The organism is Pelosinus fermentans DSM 17108 (assembly GCF_000271485.2).
In the GTDB taxonomy this organism is placed as follows: Bacteria; Bacillota; Negativicutes; order DSM-13327; family DSM-13327; genus Pelosinus; species Pelosinus fermentans.
Map to the genome: position 1 here is coordinate 4241912 of NZ_AKVN02000001.1, position 22608 is coordinate 4264519.

Annotated in this window: 21 protein-coding genes and 1 pseudogene; 1 reads left to right on the forward strand and 21 read right to left on the reverse strand. The window is 40.9% G+C overall.

The window, feature by feature from the left end; genetic code table 11:
* Nucleotides 1-77: 77 nt before the first annotated feature.
* The 10 genes from hpt to FR7_RS19660 form a co-directional block, all read right to left on the reverse strand.
* On the reverse strand, nt 78-617 hold the full coding sequence (gene hpt, locus FR7_RS19615) for a hypoxanthine phosphoribosyltransferase (RefSeq protein ID WP_007932290.1): 540 nt from the start codon (nt 615-617) through the stop codon (nt 78-80).
* A gap of 62 nt (nt 618-679) precedes the next feature.
* Nucleotides 680-2074, reverse strand: coding sequence for a tRNA lysidine(34) synthetase TilS (gene tilS / locus FR7_RS19620; RefSeq protein ID WP_007932291.1), 1395 nt, complete (start codon nt 2072-2074; stop codon nt 680-682).
* On the reverse strand, nt 2058-2510 hold the full coding sequence (locus FR7_RS19625; RefSeq protein WP_017531327.1) for a threonine/serine exporter family protein: 453 nt from the start codon (nt 2508-2510) through the stop codon (nt 2058-2060). The genes tilS and FR7_RS19625 overlap by 17 nt, the downstream gene beginning before the upstream one ends.
* An 18-nt stretch (nt 2511-2528) precedes the next feature.
* The gene (locus tag FR7_RS19630) at nt 2529-3287 is read right to left on the reverse strand and encodes a threonine/serine exporter family protein (protein WP_007932293.1); all 759 of its coding nucleotides are present in this window, start codon (nt 3285-3287) and stop codon (nt 2529-2531) included.
* A 181-nt stretch (nt 3288-3468) separates the two neighbouring features.
* Nucleotides 3469-5919: a stage II sporulation protein E gene (spoIIE, locus tag FR7_RS19635; RefSeq protein ID WP_007932294.1), complete on the reverse strand. Its 2451-nt coding sequence runs from the start codon at nt 5917-5919 to the stop codon at nt 3469-3471.
* A gap of 314 nt (nt 5920-6233) precedes the next feature.
* Nucleotides 6234-6665: a S1 RNA-binding domain-containing protein gene (locus FR7_RS19640; protein ID WP_007932295.1), complete on the reverse strand. Its 432-nt coding sequence runs from the start codon at nt 6663-6665 to the stop codon at nt 6234-6236.
* Nucleotides 6666-6747: 82 nt separating this feature from the next.
* Complete coding sequence (locus FR7_RS19645) at nt 6748-7017, reverse strand: FtsB family cell division protein (protein WP_237769557.1); 270 nt, start codon at nt 7015-7017, stop codon at nt 6748-6750.
* Nucleotides 7018-7132: 115 nt separating this feature from the next.
* Nucleotides 7133-7603 (reverse strand): spore cortex biosynthesis protein YabQ, encoded by a 471-nt coding sequence (gene yabQ / locus FR7_RS19650; protein ID WP_007932297.1) that lies wholly within the window; start codon nt 7601-7603, stop codon nt 7133-7135.
* Nucleotides 7604-7607: 4 nt separating this feature from the next.
* On the reverse strand, nt 7608-8342 hold the full coding sequence (locus FR7_RS19655; protein WP_007932298.1) for a lytic transglycosylase domain-containing protein: 735 nt from the start codon (nt 8340-8342) through the stop codon (nt 7608-7610).
* A gap of 335 nt (nt 8343-8677) precedes the next feature.
* A complete protein-coding gene (locus FR7_RS19660) occupies nt 8678-8959 on the reverse strand; it encodes a YabP/YqfC family sporulation protein (protein WP_007932300.1) in 282 nt (93 codons plus the stop codon).
* Nucleotides 8960-9154: 195 nt separating this feature from the next.
* Here FR7_RS19660 and FR7_RS19665 point away from each other — a divergent pair, with 195 nt between their 5' ends.
* Nucleotides 9155-9388, forward strand: a complete 234-nt coding sequence (locus FR7_RS19665; RefSeq protein ID WP_007932301.1) for a hypothetical protein — start codon at nt 9155-9157, stop codon at nt 9386-9388.
* A 107-nt stretch (nt 9389-9495) separates the two neighbouring features.
* Here FR7_RS19665 and FR7_RS24600 read toward each other — a convergent pair.
* The 11 genes and pseudogenes from FR7_RS24600 to FR7_RS19710 all read right to left on the reverse strand — a co-directional run bounded on the left by FR7_RS24600 (nt 9496) and on the right by FR7_RS19710 (nt 22286).
* Nucleotides 9496-10736: pseudogene (locus FR7_RS24600) on the reverse strand (Ger(x)C family spore germination protein).
* Between the two features lie 63 nt (nt 10737-10799).
* A complete protein-coding gene (locus tag FR7_RS19675; RefSeq protein WP_007932303.1) occupies nt 10800-12014 on the reverse strand; it encodes a Ger(x)C family spore germination protein in 1215 nt (404 codons plus the stop codon).
* Nucleotides 12007-12411 (reverse strand): GerAB/ArcD/ProY family transporter, encoded by a 405-nt coding sequence (locus tag FR7_RS24495; protein ID WP_269085744.1) that lies wholly within the window; start codon nt 12409-12411, stop codon nt 12007-12009. Before FR7_RS24495 ends, FR7_RS19675 begins: the two co-directional genes overlap by 8 nt.
* Nucleotides 12412-12434: 23 nt before the next feature.
* Nucleotides 12435-13124 carry a GerAB/ArcD/ProY family transporter gene (locus FR7_RS24500; RefSeq protein ID WP_269085745.1) on the reverse strand — a complete coding sequence of 230 codons (690 nt, stop codon included), beginning with the start codon at nt 13122-13124 and terminating at the stop codon, nt 12435-12437.
* Nucleotides 13105-14823, reverse strand: coding sequence for a spore germination protein (locus FR7_RS19685; RefSeq protein WP_007932305.1), 1719 nt, complete (start codon nt 14821-14823; stop codon nt 13105-13107). The genes FR7_RS24500 and FR7_RS19685 overlap by 20 nt, the downstream gene beginning before the upstream one ends.
* Nucleotides 14824-15106: 283 nt before the next feature.
* Entirely contained in the window at nt 15107-16651 is a 1545-nt protein-coding gene (locus FR7_RS19690; RefSeq protein WP_139181582.1) for an IS1182 family transposase, read from the reverse strand.
* A 154-nt stretch (nt 16652-16805) separates the two neighbouring features.
* A complete protein-coding gene (locus FR7_RS19695; protein WP_007932314.1) occupies nt 16806-17774 on the reverse strand; it encodes a SpoIID/LytB domain-containing protein in 969 nt (322 codons plus the stop codon).
* 120 nt (nt 17775-17894) lie between these two features.
* The gene (locus FR7_RS23985; protein WP_007932320.1) at nt 17895-18062 is read right to left on the reverse strand and encodes a hypothetical protein; all 168 of its coding nucleotides are present in this window, start codon (nt 18060-18062) and stop codon (nt 17895-17897) included.
* Between the two features lie 24 nt (nt 18063-18086).
* Nucleotides 18087-19319 (reverse strand): Ger(x)C family spore germination protein, encoded by a 1233-nt coding sequence (locus tag FR7_RS19700; protein ID WP_007932321.1) that lies wholly within the window; start codon nt 19317-19319, stop codon nt 18087-18089.
* On the reverse strand, nt 19298-20407 hold the full coding sequence (locus FR7_RS19705) for a GerAB/ArcD/ProY family transporter (protein ID WP_007932322.1): 1110 nt from the start codon (nt 20405-20407) through the stop codon (nt 19298-19300). Before FR7_RS19705 ends, FR7_RS19700 begins: the two co-directional genes overlap by 22 nt.
* Nucleotides 20400-22286: a spore germination protein gene (locus tag FR7_RS19710; RefSeq protein WP_007932323.1), complete on the reverse strand. Its 1887-nt coding sequence runs from the start codon at nt 22284-22286 to the stop codon at nt 20400-20402. The genes FR7_RS19705 and FR7_RS19710 overlap by 8 nt, the downstream gene beginning before the upstream one ends.
* Nucleotides 22287-22608 lie beyond the last annotated feature (322 nt).

Consider the following 22608-nt stretch of genomic DNA (forward strand, 5'->3'; position numbering starts at 1 on the left):
TGCCATAGGCATTGTCATGTCCTTTGGCCTCCATAGTGAAATATTATACCATCAAATCTAATAATTAACAATAAAACTTAGTCTTGATAAATTTCAGGTTTTAAAATTCCGATGAAGGGTAAATTCCGGTATTTTTCAGCATAATCAAGTCCATATCCAATTACAAAATAATCGGGTATCGTAAAACCATTATATGCAATATCCACATCTACCTTACGTCGATCTGGTTTATTAAGAAGTGTACAAATCTTAATACTGGCTGGCTGCCGCGATTTAAGATTATCTACCAAATAATTCAAAGTTAAACCTGAATCAATAATATCTTCTACCACTAGAACATGCTTACCTTCCACATTTTCATCAAGATCTTTGAGAATCCTTACCACACCGCTAGAGCTGGTACCTGCACCATAACTGGACACTGCCATAAAATCAATCGCTACCGGAATTTTAATTGCTCTGGCTAAATCCGCCATAAACACCACAGCTCCCCGTAACACCCCAATCATTAAGATTTCTTCTCCAGCATAATCAGCAGTAATTTCTGCCCCTAGTTCTACTATGCGCGTTGCTAATTGCTCTTCGCTGAGTAGGACTCTTTCTACATCATTTATCACTATTGTTCCTCCTGTTTTATTATATATATTACGCAATAAAAAAATGTAAACCAATTAGGATTTTAATTATTTTTTATTGCATTTTCTAAAATTCTTAATTGTAAAAATGTTTTCGTTTTATCGGTGACTTCACCACGTCGGCTTTGACGATAACCTCCAATCCAGAGGATGCCTCCTTCATCACAAATGATCGGTACAAGATCTCTCAATTCTCGAGGAATCTTTTCATCAATAAAAAAATCTTTCACTTTTTTATTCCCGGCAAAACCAAGAGGCATAAAACGATCACCCACACGGCGAGTACGAACAAATAAAGGTAATGATAGCTCATCTGCATCAAAAACAGCCACATTGAGCTGACTTTTTATCTGTACGGCGGTTAGCTCTGCGCTGATTTGGATACCCAATTGCTGAATTTGGGTAATACCTGGAATCGTTAATTCTTGTCCGGCATAGGCTGCCTGATTCGTCAAAGCAAATGGCTTTTTGCCTACGTATAGTCCATCATAAGTTTTGTGAATTGTCAACCCACCAGGCAATTGTAAAATACTTCCTACTCGCCCATGAAAAAGCATCTCTATCAAAGTTTCCACATGGTAAAAGCTTATTCCTGTTAAAGAGCCTTGTTTTTTTTCAATAGCTAAGCGAATTATTTCACGCGTAACGGCAATATGTATCAATTTCAGCTGCTTTGCAACAAGCAGTAAGCAATGGTTCTTTTCTTTTACAACTTCCAGCCAAATACTCTTAGCTGTATGCCGGATAAAATCATGCTCATCGCCAACAATGGTTGCAGTTCTACACAACGAATCTTTAACAGCACTATTATACTGTTTTTCCAGCTCAGGTAAAAGGTGAATTCGAATACGATTGCGCAAATAATTGGTTTCAAAATTCGAACTATCAAATTTAGGCTCTAGCTGCTCCATTTTACAATAGGCGATAATATCAGCCCTGCTGACCGATAGCAGCGGTCTAATGATATCACCATTCATTGGCTGCATCCCTCGTATCCCAGCGCTGCCTGATCCACGCAGCATATTCATTAATACGGTTTCCGCCTGATCGTCCCGATGATGTCCTGTAGCAATCTTGGCCCCCCCTACCTCTTTAGCGACCTGCCGCAAATACTGATAACGTACTATTCGAGCAGCTTCTTCTCCTGACTTGCCCGTCTCTTTCATAAACGCAGGGACATCAATTGCTTTATGATAACATATTAGACTGCGCTTGGCACAAAAGTCCACTACAAAAGCTGCTTCCATGGCGGATTCGTCTCCACGAAGCATGTGATCAACATGGGCAACAACCATATGCATATTATATTCTGAACGAAACGCAGCAAGGATATGTAACAACGCTAATGAATCTGGGCCGCCTGAGCAAGCCACTACAATTGTATCTTCTTGCTCTAGTAATCCATTTCGATCTATCCATGCTTTAACTTTTTCTAACATCAGTGCTGCAACTCTCCAAGTTATAATTTTTGATCAAACGAAAAATAGTAGAACTGACAAAGATGCCAAAGGCAATAGCCCCTGCCGTTAATATCGTCTGCATCCCTTTTGCTACACCATCCACATAATTTCCTTCCACCATGTAAAGCATCGTCATATAGGCATCACCTCCGGGAACTAAAGGAATAAATCCCGGAATAATAAAAATAGTTGCCGGTTTTCGAAGAATCCGTGCCAAAATTTCTGCTATTCCCCCGACTGCTACACTCGCCAAGAAATCAGCTAATATTCCATTGCCGCCCAGTCTCATTGTAATATACATGATCAGCCAGGCCACCATGCCTACGAAACTAACATATAGTAATAATTTGCGAGGAATACGATATAATATACCCACGGATGCTGAAATTAATAGCACCGCTATTATTTTTACCATTAACACAGCTTCACCTCATTATACCTTAAGTGCCAATATAATTACCACACCCATAGCTACGGCTGCTGCTGTCAATGCAGCTTCCAGCCCTCTAGACATTCCACTTAGCAAATCACCGGCAATCACATCCCGTATAGCATTGGTAATGGCTACTCCAGGGACTAAAGGCATAATACCACCAATAATGACAGCATCAGGTCGTAAATGAGGCCAGATCGAGTGTAGGAGTACACCACAAAAAGCCACAGCCATACCACCAAGAAACTCAAAAGAAAATTGTACACCATGCAGTTTCGAGACGATATGAGCAATATAACGTACGATCATAGCTGCTGCAAAAGCAGCTAATGTCTCAAAAAAGAGCGCATCTTGCAAAACCGCAGTCCCTCCCCCAATAACCCCTGAAGCTAACATAGACGGCAATAAGGAAAATCCCGTGCGTTCTTTGCTAATACTGGTTAAAATCCCCTTAGCATCCTCATAACCCATGCGCTGGGCTACTAAGCTTCTTGATAACTCATTAACCTTTGAAATCCGATCCAGATTGATTGTACGATCTCGTACCCGCCGCATTACAGTTAAGGTATGACCAACTTCGTCGCTTACTGTTAAAAAGACACCTGTAGGAATTACAAAGCTCTCCACGGTGCTGGCACCGCAAGCTTTGGCCATGTGATCCATCGTTTCTTCTATCCGATAGGTTTCTGCTCCATTTTTTAGCATAACCTCACCTGCTAGTGCCGCTAACGAAACCATTTGCTCCAATGAGATTGCCACGTATGTACACCGCCCATACTATTTTCAACACATTCATAGCTCTATCTAAATCAGTGTTATTTTATTCTCTCGCTTTATTATATTTTCCTGCAATTGCAAAAAAATAACCCAGTTATTCTGGGTTATTTTTATTCATGGATAATCTTTTTTTAAGTCTTCTTGAAAATTTGTATATTTGCCGTTACACGTCTGTATTTTGGACCACTTTTGCAACCATAACTGTCATATCATCATGTACTCGATTGCCAGACATCAGTAATGCCTGAGCAAGAATCTGTTCTGCCAAGGCCTGAGGTTTCGTATTGACTCCTCTTCGTAAAAAATTAGCCAACCAATTTTCCTTATCCAAGCTGCTTTGGGGGACATCCACAATTCCATCACTAACCATGATAATAAAATCACCCTCTACTACCATTTCTTTGATCGGCTGAATTTCAATCTGTTGTAAAATACCAATTGGCAGCGATGATGATTTGATAGTCATAACCTCTCTAACTCTCTTAATAAAGCTCGGCGCTGCTCCAATCTTTAAGAACTCAGCCTCTCCTGAATAGGTATCAATTACTGCCATATCAAGCGTCACGAAAGATTCATCAGGAGTGCGCAATAGCAGCATAGAATTCACCGTCTTTACTGCTATATCAATATCAAAACCAACTGACAATAATCTTTGCAAAAATTTTATTGCCATATTACTCTCAAGAGCTGCCTGCTTACCGCTTCCCATACCATCGCTCAATATCAATGCTATCTTCCCTTTATATAAGGGAATTACCGTGCAGGTATCACCACATACCCCTTGTCCCTCTTTAGCAAAGCTGGCAACACCAGTCTCCACCTGAAATCGCTTCGCTACTTTCATAGCTAAGGTACATCTTTTTTTCTTGCTGGCATCACCACATTCCGCTTTTAACATTAATTTTTCTTTCATGATACTCGATGCTAAAGGCAAAATAGTATTCACACATTCTTTTTTATTATTACATGGAGCTTTACTAACCTCAATTACAGCTCCCCCTTGTTTTCCTGTCACCCTTACTCCTGTAAGAGAACATGCCAGCATAGCAGCCTTTTCTTGTAATACTAGAGACAAAGCCTTATTTGAATGCTCAACCTTACCGATTTCATAAGCTAAGTTATTAATAATCACGCTAGTAGCTTCCATTTGCTCAGTAACAATTTGACGCTGCTCAATAATTCTCTTTTGCCAAAATGATGTAGTACGGTTCCGTTCCGTTACCAAGCCAATCGTCTCGATTAACTCTTTCTTTCGAATACAATTTTCTTGAAAGACTTTTGGCAATTTGCTCACAGGCATGGATTTGATGTCTGTTTGCCCCAGCAGTTCTAAAATGCCATGGTAGGTACGATAAAAATCAGCCTCCCAGCATTGGGATCTTTTACTGCAATTCACACATAACTGCTCCCCTACAGCAGATAGTGTTTTGGCTAACTCATCATCTCGAATCTTTCCTTTCGTATCTTCAACAATACTGCCAAAAGTTCCAGCCAACTCATGAAATACCTCTGCAATATTTTTAATTTTCGATACCGTTTCTTGTACATGCAGTGAATTGTCGGCTGCAGATACAGACGAAGGAGAGGAAAAGGCAAGATCACACCAACCGGCTAATCCCTTGTTGGGTGCAAAGATAAACAATCCCCCTGCTATTGCACATTCACTTAGTATTCGCAATAATTGCTGATCTTGTCCAAAATATAATATAGTAATGGCACTTCCTAATATAAATCCTAATATGACTGCAAATTTTCCCAATCCGCGAAAAGCTCCTGCTAAAACACCTGCTACCGCATATACGGATATAGTCAACGTTGCATTTCCATCACTTAACCCTATAACCAGTCCAACCACTACACCCACGCAAGAACCAAGTCCCGGACCACCGGCAAGAGACATCACCATAATTAAAAGACAACCTGCCATATTACGAATACTATAGTCGAGAATCATGAGATTCCCCAGTCCAGCCACGGCAATTGCCAGCAGCAAGATCATGCAGCTGAGGCGTTCACTGGTCACATATTGCTGTGAATAGATGGATTGCTTCTCTAGTAACAGCGGCACCCCATACATAAAAATATAGGACAGCACCATACAAGTACCGGCACCAAATAACAGTAATAAGAAACTATATAGCGTTGTCTGCGCAAATAGGTTGAGTACGAATCCATAACATATGATCACGCAAAATGCCAATAAAGGCACAGCCATTATTTTTTTGTGCAATCGTGTCAGCTTGTCTGCCCACAAAAAATATAAGAACATCGTTGCAACATAAATGCCAACTTCTACGTAATATCCTGCCGATAAGACCCCAGCAATGCACCATAGTCCTACCATAAAGGCTCGTCTTTTCTGCAGTTGTGCTACCGCAGCAAAAAAGGCCAATCCAATCGGTGCAATGTCACCCATAATCGTAACTCGTCCCAATAAAAAGGATAAAATATTGATAAACCAATTTTCCGTCTGCATGATAGACAGCAATACACAATATCCTTTGTAAAAAACCTTCTTAAACGACAACTGGCGAGGTGCTTGTTTCTTTTCCGTTATTGGTTGTGGTACATCTAGCATCTCATTTGGCAAGGTAATAACAGTTACTTTTGGCATAATGATTCACCTCTATTTATATAATACCAACAGGAGATAGATAGTCCGCATCAAGTACATATTATTATTTTACATATATTGGTATTCAATCTTTGTCTGAATAAGTCCGTTATGAAACAAAAATTCCGACAAAAAGTAGAGTAAAAGGTAAAAAACCACCTGACAACTACAATGTCAGGTGGTTTTTTTGAACTATAATACTATTATTTTTGTCGAGGTATAAGGAAATTTTTCCCATGTAGTGTCTAGGCTGTGATACATTAAAGAATTTATATCAAAAAGAGCATTTCAAATTGAAATGCTCTGATGAACTATTACTGAGAACGAGCAGCGCCACGACCGCCACGTTTGGATTCTGTATTACGTTTTAAATCTCCAAGACGTTCATCACTATCTTTTAAGAATTTAGTCAACTTGTCTTCAAAGGACGGCGCATTCACTTTCCCAAAACGCCGATTATCATTGGCTGGTGCTCTCCTGGGAATAGGACTAGGAGCTGGACTTGGACTTGGCGGCTGAAGTTGCTTAATCGACAACCCTATTTTCCCGCGCTCATCAACTGACAAAACCTTAACTTTTACCGTATCTTGCTCTTTCAGGAAATCTTTCACATCACGAACATATACATCAGCAACTTCCGAGATATGAATTAAACCTACTTTTCCTCCAGACAATTCTACAAATGCTCCGAAATTTGTAATACCTGTCACAACGCCCTCAACCACACTGCCAACTTCAATGGACATACTAATCAAACTTCCCCCTTAAAAAACTATGTTTTTCATCCATATTATAACCTTGACACTGAAAAGGTGTCAAGAAAAGCCGCTATAAATTATTTTTTTCCACCGAAATGAAAGGAATCTCTCCTGGTTTGACCAATCCTTGCTCTTCACGAGCCAATTTTTCTACATATTTAGGATCATGTAATGCTTTACGCTCTTCTTGTAATACGGTATTAGCCTCTCGTAATTGCTGAAGCTGCATACGTGTGGCTTGATTTTCACGGCGAATAGAGGAAAGTTGACTTTGTTGACCAACAGTTAGATAAATAAAATAACTGCATAATACAAATAGAAATAGTTTAAACCATTTCACACGATACTTTTGCTGTTTCCGCACTCACTTCACCACCACATATAAAATACTATTATGTATAAGACAGCTTTATTCGCCAATTAGTGAATGCATTCCTCTTTTTTTATAGACTTTTTTATTTTTTCTCATCGAGGGGCGGTTTGGGATACCAAACCTGATACCAAGCTTTTACTTTGCTGCTAATCCATCGAAAAGGCCAGCTCACAATTTTTATACACAAAGAGATTGGTCTGATAATAAACACAATAAACATATTTTTTACGAAAGCGATTACACTCTTTGTCAGCTTAATCATACCAGTAAATAAACGGATCACATATAAACTTAATAGGCGATAATATAAGCCAACACCACTTATAATTCCTAAAAATACATAAAACCTAAGTTCCCCCCAATTACTCAGCACCAAAGCAATAAATACAACAGCAGTCGCAATTAACCAATAGAGCAAATCTGTAACCCATGTTATTAAAACCTTCGGCCTAAAGGTACCGCGTAATACTCGATAGCAATCAAATAATACACCTAATGTTATACCTGTAGCAACCGTAGATAAAAAAATTGAGAATTGACTTTCTACTTGCACTGCCTCACCTCCAGCGCCATGAATGATAATAGCGATGCAATTTCCCAGCTATCCATACCATTCCCAGCAAGGTAATCATACACCACCACCCTATAGCAGTACGAATATATTCCCATTGTTCTTCTGCAAGAATAGTATAAGGCATAGAAGAGGAAGATAATTCATACCAATAGCCAATTACACGATTTACATAATTTACGGTTTCATCATAGGGAGGTATTCCTCCATATTTATCTACTGCCCCTGGGCCGGCATTATAAGCAGCCAAAGCCAATACCATATTTCCTTCATATTTATTTACTAATTGACTAAGATATAAGGTTCCGATACGAATATTAAGCTCTTCATTATAATAACATTCAACCGTACATTCTCCAGGATGGCGGCCCGCGCACACGTTAGCTTGTTCATTCACTTGGCGCCATGTACTAGGAATAATCTGCATTAATCCGTAAGCTCCTGCCGGCGAATGCGCTCGAGGTTGAAAAGAACTTTCTGCATGAATCAGACTTGCAACGATTTGACCATTTATACCAGCCTGTCGGGCACGTCGATTGATCAACTCTCCATAAGGTACCTTATTATCAACATCTGCTATAACATAAGAATTTCCATTAAATATCTCCCATGCCTTATTATGTATCCGTGAAATTCCATAGCCTATAATACTATAAGTAACCAACTGAATCACAAATACGACCAATCCGATACGCCATAGGATCAACAATCTGGGCCCCAAGACAATACTCCTTTCACCCAAGAATCCAAACAGATAAAGGCGCGATATGCAACACGATACGACTCATATAGTGCTACATTCGCGCATTGCAACAGCGGAAATATATTTTCTATGCTTATTAAAAGACCGATAAAACGAATGGAACCACAAAGACGCAAAGGACACAAAGGGTTTTTATTTATTTTTTCGTGCACTCCTTTGCGTGCCGCGTTAGCGGCATTGTGCCTTTGTGGTTCATATAATCTCATCTTTTTCGCACCTAAAAACTTATACTTTCTATATCTTATAAAGAAAACTTGGCTTACGCCAAGCCAGTTTTACTATTTGCAGGTTTACTATTTTAAAAATCTCTCTAACAAGCCTTTTTTATTATGAGAAGTATCGTCATAAGAAACACCCTTGATCAATCCTTCTACCACAATATTACTTTTATCTAAATTCAACTGTTTAATATTCAGCCCCTCACCCTTTACAATGAGTACACCTTGCTCGGTTTCCATAATAACTTCTTTTTCATCATAACTCCCTAAACTGAGCACACCATCAATTGTCATTTCCTCTCGGTCAACCACTATAATTTGATGGCGCCAAGCAGGTGTTTTATTATCTATCGTCATAGAAAATCCTCCCCTATGCTAACTTTTCATTGTATGTATATGCCGCCAATTATAAAAATAGTACAGCTAGAAGAATATGGGCATACTAAAAAAACGATCGAACACAATAAAAGATTTTTGTTCTTCAGAACCTTTGAGGCTCATTACTGTTTTATGAGGCTATACATCTATAAAAATACACGAGGAGCTCTTTTTATGAACATCGATATTTCTTATATTTGGCAAAAATTAGCATTTCAGCTGGTGCATAAAACCACCATTTGGACTTTATTAGTCTTTCTGACTACTGCTGGAGTATCCTGGCATCTTGGTAATCTTTTGGATAAACATAATGCGCGAGCCCGTGAAGCCAATATGGCTCATAAAACAGCCATAGGCTACACTGCTACGGCATTACTCCTATGGATTTTTAGTTTTATTATGGGATAAGAAAGTACTACGCGTATTTTAAAACATAGAAAACAGAATGTTAACCGCAAAGCCGCAGAGAACACATCTTTTCTCAGTGTTCTCTGCGGCTCATAAATTCTATTTTATTACTGATGTGCTCCCACATTGTCAATCACTACATCAACCGATACAATCAAAGAAATATTAGGGAAAACTTCCTCGTCCCAATGATCCTTGACTCGTCCCCACATTTGAGGCTCATAGGCTTCTAACTTTTGTCCAAAGAAACTAGCATCGACTTTCAGATCTTGGAAGATATGAAAAGAATATAGTATATTTTTTTTTACAGCATCAGCAATTAGCTGCTCAAGCTTATGTATTTCCTGATTTTCTATCGTATCATGCTGGAGCCTGCATTGCATTTCCCCCATATTGCCTCTCATGGCAATATCTAACGTATAATAAATTGTATCTCCCTCTATATGAGGTTTCATTTTTGTAATATGGCTAAAAAGCTCAAATATCATTAATCTTCCAGGATGTTCAGGACACTCAAAAGTAACAATCGCTGATTTTTCGACACCGCCCATTAATTTTCCGCCTTGTGTAGCGTATTCATCTACATAATCAACAAAGTTTTCATCTTTAAATATGGCCATCCCCCCAGCTTCACCACATCTTCTGCCAATTCAATCCGTGGTATCAGCACTCTTCTCCGGTTATCTTTCGATGTGGAGATATCTCCCAAATCAGTATGCCATCCTGGAACATGAGGGCTTTTTCCATACATTCGCAGACTATTGGCGATGAACATGCCGCTTGCTTCACCGCTAGGAGGCTTATACTCCAAAATTTTTCTTGCTTCCCCATCAGTAATTACAACTTTAGTAAGCCAGCGCATTTCCTCATTTCGATGATAAAAATCAAGCATAGGCCGCAGTCCTCCCTGCCTGACAGCAGCATCACTAATGATAATCGCTTGAACATGATCAAACCAAAGTTCCTTATTGGACTGCCCCTGCAAATCCCAAATCATTTCAAGCATAGATTCACCAGTAGTAGAAATTACACTGGTTGATGTTTTTCCTCTGCCAGGACCTTCACTACTATTGGAGGGAGTTAATTGCAATATTTGAAAGCTCAGACGGTAACGTTTACTGCCATGAGGCTGAACAAAATCTTCCACTCGGGCAACATCTTTTCCAATTTCAGAGTCCAGTCCTTCATCTGCTTTATCAATCGCTACTGCAAGAACGAAATGCCTCTCTTGCAGCTCACGCCGATCCCAGCAGCCACTAATACATACACTAATTACAAGAGTTAGAATACAACCAATCCAACGCTTAAAAGTGCGATTCCCAATCAAACCCATCATGTCAGTTAACAACGATTCTCCCTCCCTTCATTAGGCAGTATTAGACATGCGTATCTTAGTAATTCTTTGCTCCTTCTACTTATGGCTGCCAACTTTCTGAATCGTTACATTTACGGAGACAATAAGAGGAACTGTAGGATATATCTCATCCCATTGATCCTGAATCTTCGCCCAGGTCTTAGGCTCATATGCTTTTAACTTACCAGCAAATCGACTAATGGAATCGACTTGCATTTCTTTTCTAAAAACGCGATCTGCATAGAGTACATTTTGTTTAATCTCTTCCGCAAATGCCACTTCTAACCTGCGGATATACTGTGGATCTAACGTATCATCCTGGCGTGTATCGCACTGGAGCTCTCCAAGATTACCATACATGTTTATATCTACAGTAAAATAGATTGTATCGCCTTCTACATGAGGCGTGAGTTTTGTATCATCACGAAATAGTTCAAACGCCATCTGATGACCAGGATGATCAGGACAATCGGTAGCGACAATAGCTGACTCTTCCGTTCCATACATAAATTTTAAACCAGCTATGGCATATCCATCGACATAACCAACAAATTTATCTTTTTTAAATACTGCCGATCCACCTAGTTTCACTACCTTATCAGCAATTTCAATTCGAGGTAATAATATATTACTCTTGCTATCAAGATATCCAACTGTGTATCCTAAATCAGTACGAGATCCTGCTATATGATTATTACGACTGTGAAGACGTATAAGATCAGCTAAATACATACCACCAGCTTCCTTGGATGGGGGCTCATATTCTAATAAAGAACGGGCTGTTCCTGGTGTTACATATACTTTAATCCGGGAACGCATCTCAGAATCTCGTTTAAAAAAATCCACAATGTCAGCCAATCCCGTTTGTTTTAATACTGCATCACTAATAATAATGACCTGCAAATGTTCAAACCAGAGAGATCTGCTGGACTGCCCCAACATATCCCTTACCATTTCAAAAAAAGATTCTCCTGTATTGGATATAACATAGGTTGAGGATTCATCCTTACCAGCTCCACCCGTAGCAAACTTTAATAACTGCAGACTTAAACGATACCGTTTTCTGCCGTTTGGTTGAACAAACGTTTCCGTTTCTTTCACTTTAAGCTCTTGCTCTGGATCTAAGCCTGGTTGTACACCGGCATCCGCCATGTCAATTGCTACCCCCAGCACAAAATTACGATCCTGTAATTCTCGTCGGTCCCAACATCCGGCAACAAGCAGACATAAACAGCATAATACCATAACGCCCATAATTTTCTTCTTAGCCACAACCTGTCCCTGCCTTCCGTTTTTGCCACCAGACAAGTAAGAGGGATAGGGGAATCATAATAAAGGAGAAAGCCAGTCCTAGCCACATTGTGAATTTACTGGTCATCTCATAAACTTGCTGATTATCCAGAAGAGTGCTGCCCACATATATAACCGGCACTAAAAATAGTACCCAAGGACGATGGTCAGCCTGACGCCAATGCCGCATGCATACTTGTCCCATAAAGAACATCATGGCTGCCAAGGTATCAAACACTACCGGAATCCAAGCGATTAACAGATAATTTTCCAAACGTTCAATAAACGTACCAGGTAATTCCACACTTCGAATAACGATCAATGCTGGATACAGTAAATTTTTAGCACCCTCTACGGTTAATACTCCAATGATAATCACTATAACGAGTAAAAAGAGTAAGCTTAAGCAGCCAAAAGCTCCCCCATGATCTTAATTAAGCTGCCAAGACTCACTTGTCTATACACCAAAGGCATGAGCAGCAATACACATTCATAACCTGCATACATATTCCAAGTAGAAAAACCACCGTTTACAACTGCTTTAGTATTGACTGGCCATATTGGCAGCAGATTTTCGGGTTGCAGATTCAAAATACTAGCCATCCATACTAAAATGAGTATACTGTACGCAACAAAAAACATGAATTGCTGGATTCGCATAATGGTTCCCCAATCCTGCACTGCACAATAAGTACAGACCACCAGCAAAGCTACGATTACGACTTCAGGCGGTGTCCGGTCAAACATATAAAAAGTTATGATTTTCCCCATACCATAAAATATTTGAATGACCTGCAGGAAAAATAACAGATTAAACCAGATGACTACAAGATTGCCTCCAACTTTCCCAAAAAGCCGCGGAGCATATTCCACGATCGTCTCATCAGGATATTCCTTTGCTAAAACAAGCATTAAGCAGGTTGCACTATAAAACAACACTCCTCCAAGCAATACACTAATCCATGCTCCATGTTCTGCCTCAGCAATCAAGCTGCGAGGACTCAGCAAGATTTGCGCACCCACAGAAGTAACAAATACCACAATTGCCAGCTGCCATGGTGACATATAGGATTTAGCTTCCAGATTGGCCATCACTGTCACCTATCCTTATCTGATCTTGGGCACCAAATTCTTTAGGTCTTTCTTTTAGTAACTTGGCAGGCAGTCTCACTACGCTATCTTTCCAATCTGACAGAAGATCAACATTAAACATCCCACCCAAATAGGATTCTCCAAAACTGCGTAAGGAGCATAAGTGGATGGTAATGGCTAAAACTCCTAAAATTACACCATACAGTCCTAACATAGACGCTAACATCAACATGGGTACTCTTGTCCAGCGCAGAGCCATACTGAAATTATAAGAAGGCATGGAATAGGAAGAAATCGCTGTAGTCGCAATAACAACGACTAGTAAAGGATTGATGAGACCAGCCTGCACAACCGTATTACCAATGATGAAAGCACCGATCATGCTAGCAGCACCGGTCAATTTTAAAGGCAGACGTATAATTGCCTCTTGTATCAATTCCAGTAATATCTCCATCATAATGGCTTCTAAAAAAGAAGGAAAGGGGGTGCGGGCTCTAAGTTCAGCGATCGAAATAGCCATCGTGGTAGGCAGCATGCCTGGATGATAAGAAACAACTGCAACATAAATAGCTGGCAAATAAATAGCAAGAAAAGCTGCAGCATTTCTGGAAAAGCGTATTAAACTTGCTACAATTGGCTGCATTGTATAGTCATCCGGGGCCTGCATGAGGATATTATAGGTGCAAGGAACTAGAATTTCCACTGGTGTACCATCTACAATAATACCGACTCGTCCTTCATATAATGCCGCCAACATTTTATCTGGCCTCTCCGTTGTCTGGGTTTGCGGAAAAGGGGACCAAGGATGATCGACTATAAATTGATCAATGGTAGCAGAACTTAACAGCTTATCCGTTTTTATCAACCCGATACGACGCTCTACTTCTTCCACCAAACCAGGCTTTACCAAGTTGGCTACATATAGTACGGCAACAGATGTTTTAGTCCGTTCTCCTACTGTCATAATATGTACCTTGAGATTCGTATCCCGAGCCCGACGGCGGATAAGAGCAATATTGTCATTAATCTCTTCGTTAAATGCTTCATCCGGTCCCTGCAAAGCATATTCATTATAGGGTGCGCTAATGTCGCGTTTCACATGCTTAACAGCGGCAATGATCGCCCCTTCCTCTAAGCCATCAATCAACAGCAGGGCATTCCCCGCCATAATCGCTTCAATCACTATATTGGCTTTATTTACAATCCTTACAGAAGCAGAACCTAAAATCTGCTCTGAAATAGCCTTCATATCATTGAGGCCATTTAATGCGTTCACTGTATTGCCATTAGTAGGAGATGTCTGTCCCATTAACGACTTCAGTACATTTCTTTCCAAATTGGAAGTGTCGCACATTCCTTTCAAATACACAAGTAAGGCCTTACGACCGCCTGCATCAAATATACGAAATTCAATATCCTCGCAGTCTCTAAAAACAGCTCGCAGTAATGTTTCATTTTCAGTTAATACGGATGTAAAGAGAAAAGGCTCATTGGAAGGAGCTGCCACTTTACGCAGCTGCGCAATAATTTGCCCTATCTCTTCACCAAATTCTGCACTTTGTGTAGTAATATCCTGTAATTGTTCTAGCTTTTTCTTAGCTGTTGCTAAAGAAGCTTCAGGCATATGTTTGGATAGCTTTTGAATGCATTTTTTATTTTTTATTACGCTTCCCCCTTCCCTGCAATTAGTATTTTCCACAATTTACTCCCTCTTTATACTATGAGCAGCAAAGATAAGAAAAATGTATGCAGTTTAAACGTGTAGGTACAGAGACTATAAAGATCGAAAGTAACTATTTTATTATTGTAAGAAGGGGCTGTCGCAAAACGTTTTTTGAAAAAATGTAATGCGGCGCCCCTTTTTTTGTGCAAGCAGATAGAAAACAGGCGGATGAACACAGAAAAATAAACCGTCAGGCGACTTTTGGACATAATGAAATAGAGGAAGTCTCTTCCCCTAAGAAAAAGTCTGTATGTGGTTGTCAGGCCGTTTTGGGAATATGTAGATACTTTCCACAGCGGCTGCTTTGGGTTTTGTTGTGGAGTTTGTTTAGATTATACCCCATACACAACAACAAGAACTCGATCTTCACCTTGACGCTGCCCCTCATCAGAAACCGCCGGAAGCCCATGTCCTGTTTGAGCACCCCAAAAGCCCCCTCTACCTGAATGGAACGGTTGATGCGCAACAAGATCCCTTCTTCGCTTTGGATCCGCTCCTGCATTTGTTCACGCTGGCGCAAAAAGGTTTTGGAGATATACAGGTTTTTGCTCCGCTGCTCAAGCGGCGTCTTGCTTGCTCCTTTGATGCATTGGGCTTTATGCGGACAGTCAGTACATTCCGAGCAGGTGTACACCGTTGTTACAATCGGATAACCGGCTTTAGACTTGGTCTTTTTCTCATATGCTGCCCGGATGGGCCGACCCATGTGGCATAGATAGCTATCGGTGTTTGCGTCGTAGCGCATGTTTTCCCGTTTGCCGATGTTCGTCCTGTATTTCTTCGTCTTGGCTGTATCATGGTTGCGCGGCTTAATAAACGCGAATTGTCCGTTTTTCTCGCACCAAGTGTAGTTCTCCTCACTCTCGTAACCCGCGTCCGCTACCGGCTTTGTATACCCCAGTCCCTTGAGCGTCTCCAGCATCGGGATCAATGTTTGGCTGTCGCTGCGCTCCTGACTGATCATGGCGGCTACAATATATTCGGCGTCCACTGCCAGGGTAGCGTTGTAGCCTGGTTTAAGCTGACCATTTTTCATATGATCCTCTTTCATCCGCATGAACGTCGCATCTCTATCCGTCTTGGAAAAGCTGTCGCGTTCCCCAAAGCTGTGATTGTAGTCGTCGTACTGCTTCTGCCGGGTAAGGCAGTCCTCTACCTTCTCCAGAGCCCGCTGCAGCGGACTTTTGCGTTGCCCTTTGCCGTGAACAAAGACAATGCCGCGTTCGGCTTGCAGGGCTTTTAGCCGTTTGCGCAGTTTCTTTAGGTCCTTGGCCTTAATTTTCTGACCAACATGAAAACGCAGACCGAACTCTGCTGCTAGCGTCGGCAGATCTGATTTCATCCTTGCCTGTAGCTTCTGTTCGTTCATTTGCGTGGATTTCTTCCAGACAAAGCTGTAGCGGTTAGCATTGGCCTCCAGCTTGGTTCCGTCGATGAATACACTTGAGAGCGACAGTTCGCCCGCTTCTTCCAACAGCCGTACAAGCTGGGAGAACAGATCGTCTATAACCGCTGGCAGTCGCTCGCTGCGAAAGCGTGCGATGGTGGCGTGATTGGGTGCTTTCTCCCGACCTAAGAGATACATGAAGTTGACGTCTCGCCGGCAAGCCTGTTCGAGCTTGCGGCTCGAATAGATACCGTTCATATATCCATATACGACGATTTTAAATAGACGTCTCGGTGAAATCTCGATTCTCCCCATCCGAGAGTACGCGGCGTACAGTTTGCTATAATCCATCCTTTCTAACACCACGCTGAGTAGCCGTACCGAATCATCTACCGGGATCATCTCTCCAATGTCCATCGGGAATACCAGTTGATATACATTTCCGTCTGCTGTATAATTTAAAGGTAATTTCTTGTTTTTCACAATCTTGATTTTACAACAAAAGACGGCTTTCAGCTACTGCTGACTGCCGTCTTTTGTTTTTAGGGCTGTCTTAGCGCGACAGCCCCTTTTAGTTCCAGCGATTTTCGATGGTTACATCTTTAAAGTACTGACCAATAATCTCTTCTGGCTTTTTGCCCATAGTTGTCAATTTATTGACCCCCCATTGGGATATCCCCACACCGTGACCATATCCTTTACCAGTGAACATTACATTATCACCGCTGATTTCTACCTTATCAAGCAGCATTGACTTGAGCTTCACACTATCAAGACCAACTCGCAGCTCAGGCCCGGACACCTCTATATTCTTATTCACCAAGAGAGTTATACTTCGACCCGAAGGTCCTTTCTTACCGATTTCGATACTATCAAGACTAGTAACGTTTTTTCGCATCTTAGTCAGCGCATCTATCAGCTCTTTCTTCGTAAAAGAGGCTGTCCAATTTTGTACATCAGCCGGTGCTAAATCATCCGGAGACTTTACGGACTGAATATAAGGAGGTTCATCCTCTTTGTAATTTAAGCCCTCTTTCGCAGTAGCTGTTATGCCGCCGGCAGAAGCATGAAACCAAGCTTGAATCGGCTTTCCTTGATAGGTAATCACCATGCCTCTGGTCATCTCAACAGCCTTTTTAACACTATCATTTACGGCCTTCGCATTATAGGCTTGAAATTCTTTAATGTCTGTCGATGCCTGAGTTCCTCTTGCAGGAACCCCACCTTTTTCATCCATCGCTTGCAGGGTAAAAGTTCGCGCTAGTATAGCTTGAACCGCTAAGGCCTCAACTGGCCAATCATTCTTCATCTCTCCTGCTACCACGCCAGCCACATACTCTTCCATTTTCATTTTCTTCTTTTCACCTGTTTCATGCATAAACACCAAAATCTCAGGTTCGTTTCCTTCAACTGCTTGCTTTTGCGGCACTGCGGGGGTCTGTTCTGGTTTTGACTGAGGATTCATCATAGAACACCCGCTCGCAGCAAAAACGATGATTACTACCAAGGCAATTACAACGTACCGTCTTTTATTATGCATCTTTCTACCTCCTACTTACTTTATCCAGCAGATAAGTGGGACCAGGCGCTAAATGGACTTTGCCCTCCATTTAGCACAAGTCTTCTTACTTGTTAGTATGGTCTGAAAACCTAAATACATTCATTGTCCATTATTCATTATGCGAAAAACCGGCATTCCTATACAAATAAAGATTAACAGCAATACCCCAACTGCCCCAACCATGTTTTCATTCTTCCACAACCACTGAGAGAAAGTATATCCGTGAAAGCCAGACAACATTGACGCTGCTAAAAACATATAATCCATTCTTACCTTCTCCTCTTATAAATTTTATTTTACGGGATAGGTTCGTATCATTAACCCCGTACGACGAATCTTTGTATCAATTGTAATATTTACCTTTGCCTGACTATACTTCTCACACCAAGAATACTGCAAGTAATCTTGATAATTTGTAAATTCTGGTCTTATATAGTAACCAAAACCTATTACATCTGATTTAAGCTCCTGGGTATGCTGAATCATATTTGCCATTTCCTCATGACATACTTGGTTTACTTGCTCCTCAAGCAATCGAAGATAACTCTCCTGTTCATAGTTAATCCCCGAAGGAAGATTTGTAATTTCCCCCTCTAACCTAATCTTGACATCAATGACTGGACGTCCTTCTTCCAGAGCCACCTTAATTTTAGGTGCAGATCCTAATCGTAGATTCACATTTAGAAATTTCTTTGGAACAAGAGGATCTTCCATTGAAAGAAAGCCATTATTAAAATTTCCTAGTAACATCGCCATCATGCGTGTCTCTGTAGTACTTAATGTACCTACCATCTTGTCACCATTAAATATGGCAGTACCGGCAAATTGTATGGGATTACCGCCTTGAAGGGGTATTCCGCCAGCAGTATAACCGTCAACTTTGCTGCCAGCTACCTTTGGGGTGGCGATTTCTCCTTTACCGGATAAATCGCTAATATCTACAAATGTTGCATAGGATTCTGCGCTATTGCTCTTAAGCCTGATATAAAATTGGTGAAAACTGACACGTAAATAGTATCCAGTTTCTACTCCTGAATCAAGCATGGTCTCAAAATATTTCGATGCAGATATATTAAAACTAGGTTTATTCGCCTCTAGAAAATCTCTCGCTGTCCCCTTTGCCACTAAAACAAACATAGATCCGCGATATTCCCGATAACGCTTCAGCGATCCCCACATATTGGCCAATCCTTCCTGAGCCAGTTCCTGGCCCACCACTAATACCTTAACATGGGACATAGAAGGCACCAAAGCTGTAGTCGAGTTGAGTAAATTAAGAGACTCCGCTATGGTTATAGCCGAATTGGTTATTAAAACTGTATCTTTTTCCCCCTCTCCTTTGTTCCCTTCCACATTAGGTTTGGCGATCTGATATGTTACTTTAATCATACCCTCTTGCTCTGCCCTATCAATACCGATTGCAACGATATAAGCGACTTCCTCACTTTCTCTAGCACCATTGCATCCAGAAAGAAATATTCCCATACTCAGTAACATGGTTCCTAAGATGAGGCGGATGTACACGGTTTCCCCCTCCTCTTCTTCCACCATGCCAGGATAAATAACAGGGCAGGAAAAACATAGATACCAACATCAAATAGCGTAATTAGTTTTTGATCCACTTCCAAAACGTAACCAATATCAGGGGGCATCATTGCTAAATTCGCGATTAATATCGCTCCTAATGGCACGATGGGCCTTAGCGTGGGCAGTTTTAATAATACAGCCAGAAGATATAAACCAACATATAGGCTGCCCGCGACGGCTAACAAACCAAACACCACCCACACGACAATAAATAAAGCCTCAATCCTTTGAAGGTATTGGTTCAGGTACACCAAACGTGCCAATTCAAAAAGCGGCATTGTCTTTTCTGCACCGACAGCATTACCGAAGACCATAGTATAAATAAGGATAAAAATAACGCGTAGCATTCCTGCATAACTTAACGCATAAAGAGCTGCCTTCTTAATGGTCCTTGTATTTTGAAAAGCTGGGGCCAAAAAAACTAACGCTAAGACCCCTACATTATACCCTGCTCCTTTAATGCCTGTTTGTACGGCTTGCATAACGCCATTTCCCTGCCAGGGAGTAAGATTATATGCAATATAAAAAGGCACTAGCAGTAGCAGTATCACTCCAATTGCCGCTATGGAAAAAGGCATGACAATATAACTCGTCCGCGTCAAGGTTTCAATTCCCAAATAGCATAAAATACCTGCTGATACTGCATACCAGACGATAACCAATTGAAACTCCACCCGCGGCAGTGCGGTCAGCAAGGTATATTCAGAATACAAACGTAAAATGAGAGCACCGTTGCTCAAAAACATGACGCTATAGCTTACTAATATGATCCATGCTCCGATTGTACCGACAAGCTGCTGGCACACCATAAAAATATCCCCGGTTATTCCCTTATGCACATAGGCCATCATGTATAAAACAATTAGAGGAATGATTGTATAAATCACCATTGCCAGCCATAAAATAGGTCCATCCTGCTGAATGAGATTCGAAATAGTCGATAGGAACACACGAGGCATCACAATACCAAAGACCAGAGCGATGCCATCAGCTACGCCTAACTTGCCGGGATGCAGATCATTCATGATCATTGCCTCCTTTCGAAGAATCTATAATCCAAGTTCTACTGGTGTGTTTTTGTCGGATTTCATCCTTAGTATTCAGTGCATCTGGTCTGCGCCTTTGCTGATAAGCAGTACTTCTGAAGATTGTATCTCCTCCATTCACGGTCCTAGGTGCCAGCGGCGCCATATAAGGCATACCAAAGGACTTTAAAGAGCACAGCATAGCAATAAACAGTAAAAAGCCGCAGGCAACGCCAATGAGTCCCATGGACATTGCTAACAGCACAAATATAAAGCGAGATAAGCGAAAGGCTGATGCCAATCGATAATCAGGAATGCTGTAGGATGCTAAACCAGTCAGGGCAATGACAATTACCATGATGGGACTTACAATCTTAGCTGCCACAGCCGTCTGTCCCAAGATTAACGCTCCTACGATACCGATGGTCGAACCTAGAATACCCGGAATCCGCAGTCCCCCTTCACGAATTAACTCAAAAGAAAATTCCATAAACAAAATTTCGACGACTGTAGGAAAGGGTACTTGTGCCCTAGCTGCAGCAATGGACAGCAATAACTCTGTGGGTATTGCTTCCTGATGAAAGGTACTAATAGCTAAATATAAACCAGGCAGCAGTAAGGATAATAACGCGCCAAACCATCTAACCAGACGCAGCAAATTGGTATAATACATATTCAGGCTAAAATCATCTGATGAATGCATCAAAGTGAAGAAGGAGACAGGTAGAATATGTCCAAATGGGCTGCCATCGATAAAAATAGCTACCCGCCCCTCTGACAAGTGAATGGCTACTCGGTCTGGCCGTTCTGTTGATAAGGTTTGAGGAAATGGGTTTTTGGGGAAATCTTCAATAAAATGTTCTAGTACACCCGAATCCGTTATAATATCAGTACTGATACTATTAACACGTCTTTTTACTTCTTCAACCAGTTCTTCATTGGCAATTGATTTGATATACATAACAGCGCAATTAGAATGTCCTCTTGCACCGATAGGAATCATTTCGGTTATCAGGTCACTGGCATGAAGCATGGTTCGAATAAGGGCTGTATTGACACGTAATACTTCTGTAAATGCATTTTGCGATCCACGAACTGATTGCTCCGTTGTAGGGTTGCCAATACTGCGATGTTCATACCCTTTTGTTTCTACCGCCACCGCTTCTCCACTGCCATCAAAAAACACTACTGCATCACCAGTATTGATTGCTTGCTGCACTTCCTTAAAACTTCCGATCCTTGAAGCTTGCCCACTAGGAAGGCACTCTTCCATGACAAAACTGATGAAATCTTCACCTTGCACATGCTCTTGAATATTCTTCATGAACATTAAAGGTTCTAATAAGGTCATATTGATAATTTTCTTATCGATAAGTCCATCCATAAATACAACAAGAACTTTAATCTTAGGCTGGTCTGAGATGGTAATGCTTCGAATTACCACATCCTTATTCACAGGCAGCTGATAAATGGATTCTAACATGCTCTTATTTTCACCTAAGTCTGTACTTATCACAGTATTATTGTACATACCGTCAATGCTGTGATTCTTTTTCGTATACTTTTTAATTTCCTTCCATTCAGTCTGTATCATTTCAAACTCGGCTTTAATTTTCTTGACGATTTCATGTTTTTCTTTACTTCGTAAATCCTTACTGCTTTTTTGCATAAACGCATCTAATTTTTTCGCATAATTGATCATGAACTCTAACTCTCGTATGCCCTCTGTGACAGTAGCAGGAGGGAAAAATTCACCGTCGATTTCTGCTTTTTCCTTCTGCGTCTCATTCAAAACAAAAGGAGTCGGCTGATCAGGCGGCTGATATACCAGTACATCTTTGATTCCCGTAATCAGATTACTGATCATACTTTTTCCCATACCGCCACCTCCTCAATATTTCATTATAGCTTTTACCAAAATGTATTTTTTTACTACTCAATATGAAAATAGAGGCTACTTCCACCAAAGACAGCAGCCACTATCAGCCTCGTATAAGAAAAAGCTGGGCGTCCTAAAAAATAAAGCCTTTTGAACCGCGAAGACGCGAAGGACACAAAGTTTTATATTTTTTTGTGCACTCCTTTGTGTGCCGCGATAGCGGCATTGTGCCTTTGTGGTTCATACAATCTTATCTTTTTTGCATCTATAAACTTATACTTCTCTCCTTATAAAAAAACAAGGATTTAAGCAAGTTAAAACT

Excerpts from the sequence above, each read along its gene's own strand:
- FR7_RS19640 (WP_007932295.1), bottom strand. The coding sequence starts at position 6,665 with ATGTCCATTGAAGTTGGCAGTGTGGTTGAGGGCGTTGTGACAGGTATT.
- FR7_RS24500 (WP_269085745.1), bottom strand. The coding sequence starts at position 13,124 with ATGGCCAATCTGGAAGCTAAATCCTATATGTCACCATGGCAGCTGGCA.
- FR7_RS19665 (WP_007932301.1), top strand. The coding sequence starts at position 9,155 with ATGAACATCGATATTTCTTATATTTGGCAAAAATTAGCATTTCAGCTG.
- FR7_RS19705 (WP_007932322.1), bottom strand. The coding sequence starts at position 20,407 with ATGAATGATCTGCATCCCGGCAAGTTAGGCGTAGCTGATGGCATCGCT.
- FR7_RS19690 (WP_139181582.1), bottom strand. The coding sequence starts at position 16,651 with ATGGACATTGGAGAGATGATCCCGGTAGATGATTCGGTACGGCTACTC.
- FR7_RS19625 (WP_017531327.1), bottom strand. The coding sequence starts at position 2,510 with ATGGTAAAAATAATAGCGGTGCTATTAATTTCAGCATCCGTGGGTATA.
- spoIIE (WP_007932294.1), bottom strand. The coding sequence starts at position 5,919 with ATGCCAAAAGTAACTGTTATTACCTTGCCAAATGAGATGCTAGATGTA.
- FR7_RS19710 (WP_007932323.1), bottom strand. The coding sequence starts at position 22,286 with ATGGGAAAAAGTATGATCAGTAATCTGATTACGGGAATCAAAGATGTA.
- FR7_RS19695 (WP_007932314.1), bottom strand. The coding sequence starts at position 17,774 with ATGCATAATAAAAGACGGTACGTTGTAATTGCCTTGGTAGTAATCATC.
- FR7_RS23985 (WP_007932320.1), bottom strand. The coding sequence starts at position 18,062 with ATGGATTATATGTTTTTAGCAGCGTCAATGTTGTCTGGCTTTCACGGA.
- FR7_RS19660 (WP_007932300.1), bottom strand. The coding sequence starts at position 8,959 with ATGACGATAGATAATAAAACACCTGCTTGGCGCCATCAAATTATAGTG.
- tilS (WP_007932291.1), bottom strand. The coding sequence starts at position 2,074 with ATGTTAGAAAAAGTTAAAGCATGGATAGATCGAAATGGATTACTAGAG.